This is a genomic window from Paenibacillus sp. CAU 1782, from assembly GCF_054551715.1.
In genome coordinates this window covers 179841-191980 of the sequence record NZ_JBTOLL010000002.1, presented here as the reverse complement: position 1 = coordinate 191980, position 12140 = coordinate 179841, and the positions used below count along the sequence as shown (strand labels likewise).

11 protein-coding genes and 1 riboswitch are annotated in these 12140 nt (G+C 50.6%); of the genes, 8 read left to right on the top strand and 3 right to left on the bottom strand.

The window, feature by feature from the left end; translation table 11 throughout:
• The first annotated feature begins 4 nt into the window (after window positions 1–4).
• From kduD to ACX93W_RS09850, 5 genes are all read left to right on the top strand, one after another.
• The gene (gene kduD / locus ACX93W_RS09870) at window positions 5–760 is read left to right on the top strand and encodes a 2-dehydro-3-deoxy-D-gluconate 5-dehydrogenase KduD (RefSeq protein WP_459392198.1); all 756 of its coding nucleotides are present in this window, start codon (window positions 5–7) and stop codon (window positions 758–760) included.
• Window positions 761–867: 107 nt separating this feature from the next.
• Window positions 868–1995 carry an IS630 family transposase gene (locus ACX93W_RS09865; protein WP_459392197.1) on the top strand — a complete coding sequence of 376 codons (1128 nt, stop codon included), beginning with the start codon at window positions 868–870 and terminating at the stop codon, window positions 1993–1995.
• Between the two features lie 444 nt (window positions 1996–2439).
• Window positions 2440–3429, top strand: a complete 990-nt coding sequence (locus ACX93W_RS09860; protein WP_459392196.1) for an ABC transporter ATP-binding protein — start codon at window positions 2440–2442, stop codon at window positions 3427–3429.
• Window positions 3426–4244 carry an ABC transporter permease gene (locus tag ACX93W_RS09855; RefSeq protein WP_459392195.1) on the top strand — a complete coding sequence of 273 codons (819 nt, stop codon included), beginning with the start codon at window positions 3426–3428 and terminating at the stop codon, window positions 4242–4244. The genes ACX93W_RS09860 and ACX93W_RS09855 overlap by 4 nt, the downstream gene beginning before the upstream one ends.
• Window positions 4245–4250: 6 nt before the next feature.
• Window positions 4251–5033 carry an ABC transporter permease gene (locus ACX93W_RS09850; protein ID WP_459392194.1) on the top strand — a complete coding sequence of 261 codons (783 nt, stop codon included), beginning with the start codon at window positions 4251–4253 and terminating at the stop codon, window positions 5031–5033.
• 208 nt (window positions 5034–5241) lie between these two features.
• Here the strand turns inward: ACX93W_RS09850 and ACX93W_RS09845 are convergent, their stop codons facing one another.
• Entirely contained in the window at window positions 5242–5694 is a 453-nt protein-coding gene (locus tag ACX93W_RS09845) for a hypothetical protein (protein ID WP_459392193.1), read from the bottom strand.
• Between the two features lies 1 nt (window position 5695).
• Window positions 5696–5872: riboswitch (cyclic di-AMP (ydaO/yuaA leader) on the bottom strand.
• 952 nt (window positions 5873–6824) lie between these two features.
• Between ACX93W_RS09845 and ACX93W_RS09840 the strand changes: the two genes are divergently transcribed.
• Complete coding sequence (locus ACX93W_RS09840) at window positions 6825–7784, top strand: aldolase catalytic domain-containing protein (protein ID WP_459392192.1); 960 nt, start codon at window positions 6825–6827, stop codon at window positions 7782–7784.
• 239 nt (window positions 7785–8023) lie between these two features.
• On the opposite strand, the gene ACX93W_RS09835 is transcribed toward ACX93W_RS09840, so the two are convergent.
• The gene (locus ACX93W_RS09835; RefSeq protein WP_459392191.1) at window positions 8024–8341 is read right to left on the bottom strand and encodes a hypothetical protein; all 318 of its coding nucleotides are present in this window, start codon (window positions 8339–8341) and stop codon (window positions 8024–8026) included.
• A gap of 14 nt (window positions 8342–8355) precedes the next feature.
• Window positions 8356–9735, bottom strand: coding sequence for a Glu/Leu/Phe/Val family dehydrogenase (locus tag ACX93W_RS09830; RefSeq protein WP_459392190.1), 1380 nt, complete (start codon window positions 9733–9735; stop codon window positions 8356–8358).
• Window positions 9736–9873: 138 nt separating this feature from the next.
• Here ACX93W_RS09830 and ACX93W_RS09825 point away from each other — a divergent pair, with 138 nt between their 5' ends.
• Window positions 9874–10296, top strand: coding sequence for a gamma-glutamylcyclotransferase family protein (locus tag ACX93W_RS09825; protein ID WP_459392189.1), 423 nt, complete (start codon window positions 9874–9876; stop codon window positions 10294–10296).
• Between the two features lie 118 nt (window positions 10297–10414).
• Entirely contained in the window at window positions 10415–12112 is a 1698-nt protein-coding gene (locus ACX93W_RS09820) for a copper resistance D family protein (protein ID WP_459392188.1), read from the top strand.
• Window positions 12113–12140: the final 28 nt, after the last annotated feature.

The following is a 12140-nucleotide window of genomic DNA, read 5'->3' as shown; positions in this document are numbered from 1 at the left end:
TAAAATGGGGTTGTTTGATCTGACTGGCAAAAAAGCCATTGTAACCGGAGCCGGCCGCGGGCTTGGCGAAGCCTTCGCCATTGGGTTGGCTCAAGCAGGCGCTGATGTTGCGCTGGTAACAAACCGGACTCCCGCCGACGAAACGGCGGAAAAAATCAGAGGACTCGGTCGTAAAGCGATTACGATTCAGGCAGATGTAGGCGATCGTTCCACATTGCCGGGTATCGTAGAACGGACGGTGGAGGAGCTTGGCGGCCTTGATATTTTGGTCAATAACGCGGGCATTATCCGCCGCACGCCTGCCGATGAGCATACCTTCGAGGACTGGCAGGAAGTGATGGACGTTAACTTGAATTCCGTCTTTGTTCTTTGCCAGCTTGCGGGCAGACATATGATCGCGCAAGGTTCCGGCAAAATCATTAACGTGGCTTCTATGTTGTCCTATCAAGGCGGCATAACGGTGCCCGGCTATACGTCGAGCAAACATGCCGTCGCCGGCTTGACCAAAGCGCTGGCGAACGAATGGGCGTCCAAGGGCATTCAAGTAAACGCGATTGCCCCGGGGTATATGAGCACGGACAATACGGAAGCTCTCCGCGACGATCCGGTGCGCAGCGTTCAAATTCTGCAGCGCATTCCGGCTGCGCGTTGGGGAACTGCCGATGACCTTGTAGGTCCCGCTATTTTCCTGTCGTCTGCTGCGTCCGACTACATGAACGGCCATATTCTAGCCGTGGACGGCGGATGGCTGGTCAGATAAACGTCTTATTGGATCTGAAAAGCTAGTATATAGCCCCTTAAATAACGTAACCATAAATAGATGAATATGGTATACTCTAAGTAGCCAACAGTGAACGGAGCGAGAGTATGCCATTTCAATCAAAAAAAGAAAAATTACACCTATCCTCGGCAGAGCGGGATATGCTTCAAAAAATCAGTCATGCGCGTTCAGAAGAGTATAGGCGCGTAGAGCGTGCTCGGATGCTTTTGCATTATGCTGACGGTTTGAGCATTCCCAAAATTGCAGAAGCACTGGGCACAACCGTACCAAAGGTCAATCGCTGCATCGATAAAGCGCTGGCGTTGGGACCGGAGACTGCCCTGGGTGAGGAGCAACGTTCAGGCCGACCTGCTGTCGTGACTCCTGAAGCCAAAGCCTGGGTTATTTCGCTTGCTTGTCAGAAGCCGAAGGAACTGGGTTACTCGTATGAGGTCTGGTCTCAGCGACTACTGGCTCAGCATGTACGCAATCATGCGGTATCCGAAGGGCATGAGTCTCTCTCCCGTATGTCACCCAGCAGCGTGTTTCGGCTGTTGAATGCGCATGATCTTCAGCCGCACAAGGTACGTTATTACTTGGAGCGCAGAGACCCCGACTTTGATGCCAGACGTGCGGAAGTGCTGTGCGTGTACCAGCAAGTGGAATACATTTTAGAAAATGAAGAACTGAAACCGCTCTGCGACGTGTACGTGTCCTATGATGAGAAGCCTGGGATTCAAGCGATTGGCAATACCGCAGAAGACTTGCCGCCCGTGCCGGGAGAGCACCCCACAATCAGTCGTGATTCTGAGTATAAACGGTACGGCACACTGAGTCTGCTCGCTGGCATTGATCTGGTTACAGGTGAAGTCATCGGCGCGGTCGAAGAGCGACATCGTAGCCGTGAGTTTGTTGATTTTCTCAAAAAACTGGATGCTCACTACAGCCCGGATTTTCGCATTCAAATCATTTTAGACAACCATTCGGCCCATATTTCAAAAGAAACGAACGCCTATTTACAGACACGTCCAGAGCGTTTTGAGTTGATCTTCACCCCCAAGCATGGCTCTTGGCTGAATGTGATCGAAAGCTTTTTTGCAAAAATGACCAAGCAGGTACTTCGTCATCTTAGGGTCAAATCCAAGGAAGAGCTCAAACAACGGATTGAATTGTACCTACAAGAAGTCAACGAAAGCCCGAATCCCTTCCGCTGGACATATGGGCTGGAAAACTAGACGCTCGTTATGAATGTTATTTCAGGAGCTTTCTACTAGAGTTGAATAGTTGATGCAAAAGAAAAGGCTGCGCGTTTTGTCTGCTTTCAGACAAAGTGCGCAGCCTTTTGGCTGTATAGGGGGAGATGGATGCAGTGGCATTGTGTTTTGCTTTGGTCGGAAGACGAATAGCCCGGACAATCAAAGCCACACACCAAAGAACACCATACTAAGACACAAAACACAATACATAAAACAATACAAAAAGCGAAAAAACGGCTGCACAAAGCACCCATCGAAATGATGATATATTCAAATAGAACCATTGAAAACCGGGTTTCCAATTAAAAGGTATTTCCTCGTCATCTATAATAATAGAATAACACGGCAGAAAAGATAAGTCTATACTTTTTTTGAAATTTAGGATATATTTTTTTCCTGTTGGAATGCGAGAGGAGGCTGAATATGAATAACGGAATGATTCAAATGCACGGCATCAGCAAAACGTTTAAGGTGGCTGAGCGTACATCCGGCTTGAAGGCGGCGGTCAAATCGTTGATTGTCCGCAAGCATCGGACGGTCGAAGCGCTGAAGGACATTTCCTTCGAAATCGGAGAAGGAGAAATCGTAGGCTACATTGGTCCTAACGGAGCGGGCAAGTCCACCACGATTAAGGTCATGAGCGGAATTCTTGTGCCGGATGCGGGAGCCTGTTCCATTATGGGGTACACCCCATGGAAGGAGAGGAGCCAGTATGTGCGGAATATCGGCGTTGTCTTTGGTCAACGCTCGCAGCTTTGGTGGGATGTGCCGGTTTTGGATTCGTTCGAGCTGCTGAGGGACATTTACCGGATTCCCGAGCAGGCTTACAGAAAAGAGCTGGATTTGCTAAGCGATATGCTTGACCTTGGCCCTTTGTTGTCCATGCCGGTCAGGCAGCTAAGCCTAGGCCAGCGCATGAGGTGCGAAATAGCGGCTTCCCTGCTGCATAGCCCCAAGCTGTTGTTTCTCGACGAGCCGACCATCGGGTTGGATGCGGTTAGCAAACTGGCCGTAAGGCGGTTTATTAAAGACATTAACGCGGAACGAGCGGTTACTGTCATTTTGACCACACACGATATGAGCGATATTGAAGCGTTGGCTAACCGTATCATCATGATCGGCAAAGGAACAAAGCTTTATGACGGTTCTCTGGCGGAGCTAAGAACGCGTTTTGGGCGTAATCGGATTCTCAAGGCGGATTTCCGGGAGCATCCGGAGCCCGTGGACATTGAAGGGGCGACCCGTCTGGAATGGTCCCCGGAGCATGCGGTTTATGGCTTCGATACGGATCAAACCAGCATGGCCGACATTATCGCGCGGCTATCCCAAAATCTTCAATTGCGGGATGTGACGGTTGAATCCAAAGATATCGACGAAATGATTCTGGAACTGTACGAGGAGCATCTTGTATGAGCGCCATTCATCTAAAAGCCTACGCCAGCTTATGGCGCATACGCTTCATCAACGGGCTCCAATATCGCGCGGCGGCGCTTGCGGGAATAGCGACCCAGCTGTTTTTTGGCTTTGTGTTTATGATGATTTTTATGGCGTATTACGAAAATAGCGGCGCCTCCCCGGATCTGTCCATCCAGCAATTAGTCACGTATGTGTGGCTTCAGCAAATGTTTGTTGCCTTTATTATGCTCTGGTATCGGGACAACGAGCTTTTCTCCATGATAACGGGAGGCAATATCGCGTACGAGATGTGCCGTCCCGTCAATATGTATCTGTTCTGGTTTGTTAAGCTGCTGGCGCAGCGTATGGCGAGCGCATTGCTTCGCAGCATTCCGATCATGCTGGTCGTTTTCTTTTTGCCGAAGCCTTACCGCATGAGCCTGCCGGATAGTCCGGCCTCGTTTATTTTGTTTGTGCTTTCTCTGATGCTGGGTTTGCTTGTTGTGGTGGCTATATCCATGCTGATTTATATTTCCGTGTTTTGGACGATGTCTCCTGTGGGTTCGACTTTATTGATTGCCATAATCGGCGAATTTTTAGCGGGTCTTGTCATTCCCGTGCCGCTTATGCCGGAGTGGCTGCAGAGCATCGTATACGCCCTGCCGTTCCGTTTTACGGCGGATTTTCCATTTCGGGTTTACAGCGGTCATATTCCCGTAAACGAAGCTATTTCCGGCATCGGGCTGCAGCTGCTCTGGATTTTGGCGCTGGCCGCGTTTGGGCAGTGGCTTATGCGTCGGGCGCTGCGCAGCGTTGTCGTACAGGGAGGGTAAAGGCGCATGAAATTGTATTTCAAATATTTGAGCATTCACTTCCGCAGCCAGCTGCAATACCGGATGTCTTTCCTCATGCTGACAGCGGGGCAATTTCTGATTCCGTTTACTGTATTTGCAGGTGTTTATTTTATGTTTGAACGGTTTGGCACCCTGAAGGGCTGGACGTTTTTTGAGGTTGCGCTTTGTTACGCGGTCATTCATTTGTCTTTTTCGCTGAGCGAATGCTTTGCGCGAGGGTTTGACGTGTTTTCCGGCCTTGTGGTAAAAGGGGACTTCGATCGTTTGCTTGTGCGGCCGCGCGGAACGGTTGTGCAGGTGCTTGGCTCTGCTTTCGAGTTCACCCGATTTGGCCGCCTCATTCAGGGAGGAGCGGTATTGGCATGGTCGATCAGCCAATTGCCGGAGCTTTGGACGGCTTCCAAGCTGCTGGCGCTGCTGCTGATGGTCGTGAACGGCGTATTTGTTTTTACCGGTATTTTTATTCTTGCGGCGACGATGTGTTTTTGGTCGGTTCAAGGATTGGAACTGGCTAACGTATTTACCGACGGCGGCCGTGAAATGGCGCAATATCCGCTTGGTATTTACGAAGCTTGGGTAAGGAAGTTTTTTACGTACATCATTCCATTTGCCTGCGTCAGCTATTTGCCGTTAATGTTGTTGCTGGATAAACGGGAAGGCAGCACGGCAGAGCTGCTGCTGACTCCGTTTGGCGGGGCGTTATTCCTGCTTCCGTGTCTGCTGATCTGGCAAATTGGCATCAGACATTACCGTTCGACCGGCTCGTAAATGCTGTATATTGGCACAAACGCTCAAAAGAGCAGTGTTGTTTTGCCAACCCGATGAACACAAACGTAAAAGCAAACGATTCTTATTTACTTGGAAGGAAACAAGTTTACCTAAAAGGAATCAAGCACTGTCGTTGAAGACAAACAGCAAACCCCCGCCGCCGGCTCCTGGGAGAGTGCGGTAACGGGGGCTTTGCCTTGTCTATTCATTAATCCAACGAGATGTACGAAATGGACCTGAGCTGCAAAACGGATTCTTCCACGGGAACCGTCGATGAGACGGTGGCAATACCCGAGGCGTATTGCTGCTGAATGGAGCCAAGTGCGGCAGCAAACAGCGAAAAGGCGCGGTTGTCGGCATCGGCTTTTCCGGCAATCATCTCCGTCAGTCTTGTCGTGAGGGAGGATAGCGGAAAACGGCCGATAAAGCTTTGCAATTGTTTACCCCAGGACTCCGGCTCGAAAAAGACGTAATCTTGTTTAGCCAGGAAGACCTCGCTCCATCCGTATCCATGTTCTGTTGTCAAGCGAAGGCATACACGGTATCCTTCATTGTCAATTGCCAGTGCGGGAATAACGAAAACTTCAATTCTGGAGACGGTCAGGTGCCCCGGATCTTGCTCCGGGTAAGGGGAATCATGCAGCGATAAACAAAGCATCATACATCTCTCCTTTGTTCGCTTGCGAGGTTAGCTGTCGGATTCGGGCTAGAGAGGAAGCCCTACCAGATAAATCTGGATTCACCCCTGCGAAGAAAACGTCATACATGAGCGTATGCGGATTCCGGTCGCTTTGGTTCCCCCGCTTTTTCCAATCGGAAAAATTCAGCGTTGTTTACATAATATTTTAGCTCTAAACCGTTCGTTTGTAAATGCTTGAGTTTATGTCCTTTGTCCATCTCCCGCAAAAATAGCACAAAAGTCCCCAAAATGTGTCTCATTACACCTATCAAAATACCTGTTGAAGCACTTGCCAAAACACCTGTCAAACACCTGTCAAAACAACTCCAAAGCACGTGCCAAAGGACCTGCCAAATCAACTACCAAAACACCCGCTTTGACGGCCGCGTAGCTGGACCGGATTAGTTACAGCCCCAACCTTGAGCCTATCTTTAAGGGAAACGAAAGACACCAAACACATCGTGTAGTGCATCAAAAGCATCGGTGTTTATGCAAGGATTTATACAAAACGCAACTTCAGCCCGGACTGCGTTGTTCTAAGAGGAAAAGGTTCATTTTCTTGTTGGATTTTTCCAGGGTTCGTGGAGAGCATATGCTTATTCTTGTGCATATGGATGTTCATGTGCGTGTGTATCGGTCATCCATGACCGTTAGAGCAGCAAATCGCCAAGTTACCACAATCAAATGGACATTCATGTCCATTAGCGCTCAAATCCAGCTAAAATGGAGTGAAAATGAGTTCTTACGGTCAAAATTGTCCGTTAGAGAGCGGAAATTAATGAAAAACGGCTTCTTGTGGTCATGGATGTCCGTTAAAGATCAAACGCTGTCGTGGGGATTATGGAAGCCCCCCACCCATGGATTAAACCGGCATTATCCGCTTAAACAAACCGGCGGTGTATTGTTTTTCGGTGTTTGAGCAGATGACTGATAGTAAATGAATGACAAGCTAACGCCGAAGATGAGTCCAAAGGAGCCAACGGCATTGCCGTTAAGGAATAGATTGACGTCTATCCGCTTTAAAATAGGCAATAAAGCTTTGCGTTCCCCGTCTTTTTCAAGTATGATGTAAGGTAAAAATGAACTCATGTTCAAATCAAAGGAGCAGCAGTATGCATTCGAAAACTAGCCATTGCAAAATCGTCGATTGCACCATTCGCGACGGCGGCCTCGTTAATAATTGGGACTTCAGCGTGGAGTTTGTGCAGCATTTGTATAATAGCCTGAACGAAGCCGGCGTTGACTATATGGAAATCGGCTACAAAAATTCTCCCAAGCTTCTGAAAGGAGCCGACAGCGCTGGACCTTGGCGGTTTCTGAATGACGACTTCCTTAGAAAGGTACTGCCGAACAAAGGCAATACCAAGCTCTCCGCACTCGTTGATATCGGGCGAGTGGACGAAAATGATATTTTGCCGCGCAGCGAAAGCATGCTGGATCTCATTCGCGTGGCTTGTTATATTCAAGACGTGGACAAAGCGCTTGAACTGGTTCAAACCTTCCATGATCGCGGCTACGAAACAACGCTGAACATCATGGCATTGTCCAATGTGATGGAAAATCAGTTGGTTGAAGCCTTTGAACGCATTAACGAAAGCGTCGTTGACGTTGTTTACATCGTTGATTCCTACGGCAGCCTGAAGCCAAACGATGTTGGCTACCTGGTGGACAAATTCCGCCAGCACCTGCCGAATAAGCGTCTTGGCGTACATGCTCATAACAACCTTCAGCTTGCCTTTGCCAACACGCTGCTGGCGGCAGGCAAAGGCGTAGAGCTGCTTGACGCATCTGTCTATGGCATGGGCCGCGCGGCGGGCAATTGCAATACCGAGCTGCTTGTATCCGAACTGCAAAACACCAAATACAACGTTCGTCCCGTTCTGGACATGATCGAAAAATTCATGATTCCGCTTCGCGAGAAGGAAGAGTGGGGCTACATCATTCCTTATATGATTACGGGCATTCTGGACGAGCACCCACGTTCCGCCATGGCGCTCCGCGCTTCGGAGAACAAGGACAAAGCCGTTGATTTTTACGATCAGCTGACTACTCCGGAAATTTCGAATAAGTAGTTCCCGGCCTGACGTTGGAACGGTTGTCTGTACATCAGTGGTACAATAAGTACGATGTTGGAAAAGCATCACGCCAGCAGAAATCAGGTCATTGCACAGCCAAAAGCCTCAAGCTCCCCGCAAGGGACTTGAGGCTTTTTTTGACTTAAAGAGGTTGTTCAAAAAGTCCACATTCCATTAAAAAGCATGTCTGGCGGCAAAATCTATGCTGAACATCAAATTCAGCCTAAACACGCTGGTTAGATATTCTGGCGCTTTAACTCGCCCACGCCACGTATAGCCGCGGCCCGGTGCAGCGTGTTGGGGTGCAGATATCCGGCGCCCCGCAGCGCTTCTCCATCCCCGGATTCCGCCTCCATGGTGACGGAAATATCCTCGCTTGCGGCAAACCAGTCCAGCACGTCGCTGTTCGCAACACCGTCCACGTCGATGTACCAAAGCTTGTCGCCGTATTGCGTAACCAGAAGCAGCTTGGCCTCGGAAAAATCAAGCTCCAGCGTCTCCCATTGACCGTTGCTGATGGCGATGCGGGTTAACGCGATTTGTTCAACTTCCATTTCGTCCCAACTCCTTAATAAAGCTTGCCTTGTCTGTACAAAACGGAAGAAAGCTTCATGACGGCATGGACGTAGCAATTTTGCCTGAGCGTTTGGCTATCGCCGAAATAAGCAGGAAGAATGCCTTTCATCGTATGCTGCATTTTGTCATAAAGCAGTTTGAATATTTGCTCCTCGCTGTAAAACTGCGTTTCCCGGCCTTGCAGCCATTCAAAATAAGAAACAATAACGCCGCCGGCGTTTGCCAAAATGTCGGGGATGACGATCGTCCCTTTGGCTGCCAGCTTTTCGTCCGCATTGCCCGTAACCGGCGCGTTGGCGCCTTCCACGATAATGGACGCTTTTACTTCGTCCACGTTGGAGTCATGAATTTGACCTTCCAGCGCGGCCAAAATCAGTACATCAACGTCCAGCAGCAATACGGCTTCGCGATCTTTCAGATCGGCTTTGATGCCGGATTCGGCAAGCTGCTCCTCGTTCGACGGGAGGTCGCCGGAATTGGCGGCGGCGTATGCGATCAAGGATGGGATATCCAATCCTTCTTCATTATACAAAGTGGCGTTGCGGTCGCTGACAGCTACGATTTTGTTACGGAGCATGGAGCATTTGTAAGCCTCCAGCGCCGCGATGGAACCTACATTACCGAAACCTTGCACGGCAATGGTCAACGGTTTGTCGGCGAGTGCAAGAGCCGTTTGAGCAAAAGGACTGCCGCTAGCCGAAAGCCAGCCGCTTTGCTCCTTGAGGAAATCATGCAGCAGGTAGCGCAAGCTGAAATAGACGCCTTTGCCGGTGGCTTCCCGCCTTCCCAGCGAACCGCCGCTAATCAGGCTTTTTCCGGTAAAGCTGCCCAGGTAAGGTCGGCCGGGATGAATGCTTTTGAACTCTGCCATCATCCAGTCCATTTCGCGGTCGCCCGTGCCCATGTCGGGAGCCGGGATATCCTTGTCGGGACCTAAAATATCGCTGAAATATTGCACATATTTTTTGCAGATTTGATAAAGCTCGCGTTCCGAATAATCCCGGGGGGAAATTGCTACGCCGCCTTTGCCGCCGCCAAACGGTACCTCGTGCAAAGCGTTTTTGAGCGTCATCAGAGCCGCAAGATTGGTCACTTCATCTTCGTTAACGGTTTCATGGAACCGGATGCCGCCCTTGTAGGGACCCAGCGCGTCATTGTGCTGAATGCGGAAGGCAGGAATACGCACCACATTTCCGCTTTCCAGCGGTATGCGCAGGAAGGCTTTATGTACCTTGTTTGGCGTTGACAGTATAGCGGTCAGAGATTGAAAGGCCTGTTCACGCCGCTGTCCCTGAATATGAGGGAGAAAAGTGGAATTTCCCAGCAATGCCTCAAGTGACTTCTGAACGATAGCGCCTGTATGTCTTTCCATAGAAAAAAGACCTCCTTTATCGCTTTTGATGATTGTAACATAGGTTGCCCCTGTCTTAAAAATCGTTCATACTGTCAGAGCGGAAGATCATCGGTCAAAGTCCGACAAAAAGGTGGACAAATTCGGAGGCTGGAGCCTATGGGTGACATTAATGTTTTTATATACGGCTCGCTGCTGCCGGGCATGTGCAATCATGGGGTTATCGCAAAAACAGCACGTTTGATGGACCCCGGCACGATCGGAGGCAGACTGGTGGATTGCGGCGCTTACCCTGCGCTGGTGAGGGATGAACGTGCCCTAAGTGAAGGCGCTGCCGTCAGAGGACTTTGGGTTGCAACCGGCCGGATGGGCCTTGCGGCTATGGATGCCTTGGAGGAGTTTTACGGCATTGAGGAGCCAAACGATTACGAGCGTGTATGGGTTCGCGATGCCAGCTGCAAGGTGGAGGGGGGGGCTTACGTATGGCATAGCGACAGAGGTTGTCCCTCGGTTCAGGCCGACTATTGGCCCGATTATGTCAGCCTCCGTAAAAACAGAGATGAATGCAGAAACGGAGTGTAGAAGAATGTAGCGGAATGCAGCGTTGCCGCTCAAGTTGTTGGTCTAGTAGGAAAAAGGCAGCAGGCAATGCGTCGATACGACAGGTTGAGGATACATACGTAAGGATGTGACGGGAATAATGGGGATTCGTTTAGGCAAAGGAGCAACTGCCTGCCGGAGTCGCTTCAATATATTTTTTTCTGCCAGGGCGATGTCGGGACTTGGTGTCTCTGGAGCAAAAATATGGCTGCTATGCGCGTCGTTGCTTCTTGTGTTTATGGCAATAGGCGGCATAAGAGCGGAGGCCGCAACGGCAGCGGGACAGGTCTATCCAGCAGTGGAAGAAACCTACCCAGCAGAGGGACAGGCCTATGCAGCAGAGAAACAAGCATATCTAGCGGCGGGACAGGTCTATCCGGCTGCCGGCTTCAAGGCCGAAACGGAGAGCTTCGTCGTCAAGGCAGCCCAAGCGCATTTGCCAACAGGCGTCTCTGTAACGGAAAAGCAAGTGTCCGCCTATCACAACGGTATAGGGAGCGGTTCATGGTTCGAAGCATCATCGGCTTTAACCGCTGCGGCACCCGAAGTTACTGCGTTGCTTCATTCACACGGAGCGGGACAGCAAGGCGATGAGAAGGCGGCGTTTGGGGAATTGGCGGCTTCGGTTGCCTTGTATATTTCGCGCGCCCTTTTTTATTTTGCCATGCTGCTGGCGGCGAGCTTGCCGATATTGTCGCTGCTGCTTCCAAAAAGAGAGGATTACAATCCGTTGCGTAAACGATTGGAGAACTGGCAGCATACGGCGGCAAAAGCGCTGCTTCTTCTCACGATGGCCTACGTGTTTCTCCATTCCATTTCGATGGCGGGAAGCGTGGGAGGCGGGGAAAACTGGCTGCTGGTATTTATGGAAACGTCGTCGGGACGGGTATGGCTTGCGCAATTGATTTTGTCTCTGCTCGGCTTTCTGGTCGTTTCCCTCAAACCGGCGGTCAAAATCATTTGGACGATCGGTCTGCTAGCTGCGGAGAGCTCCAACGGACATGCCGCCGCCTCCGATTTTAACATTGCCGCAAGCAGCGTCGATTTTGTCCACTTGCTGTGTTCGTCGATCTGGGCGGGCGGCGTAATGGTTCTATTATTGCTGTGGCGGAAGGATCGAAAGGAAGCCGGGCGTTTTGCAGAGCGTTTTGCCAATATCGCCTGGATGACCATTGCGCTGTTGGTTGCTAGCGGCGTCGCCATGATTCCGCTGTTGGCGCCATCCTGGCATTATGTACTCTATACCGCCTGGGGCCAATGGCTTCTCGCCAAAGCCGGGCTGGTGATCGTGGTTGCCGCCACCGGGTATGGGCTTCGGCGCAAAGCCAAGGCGCGTCTAATGCCGAATGCTACGCTTCTGAAGCTGGATGGGCTGTTAATGGCTTCTATTGTTGCCATCGCCAGCTTATTTACATTTGTTGGCCCATCTGCTTCGGGAGAACCTTTCAGGCATCATGAGATGGGCGAAACATTCCATTACACGCTTGAAATCGAACCCAATGCAGCTGGACCCAATACGGCGAATCTGGTTGTATGGCTGCCGGAGGGTAGTGGCCCGCCGGAGCAGATCGCACTGTCGCTCCAGGCCAGCCGAAATAGCGGCGACAAGATTATAAATGTTGAGCTCGCAGCGCAGCCAACACCATCTTCCGATCTTGAATTTCCGGGATTTATCGCCTATTACTATAAAAGCGAAGAGTTTGTTTTCTCCCGCCCGGCCAAATGGCATGCCCAATTGGTGCTTCTGAACGGGGAAGGGGAGGAAATACGCCGAAGCGTCGAAGTGGACAACAATTGATATCAAGGCGGAAGCTGGAGGATACGTT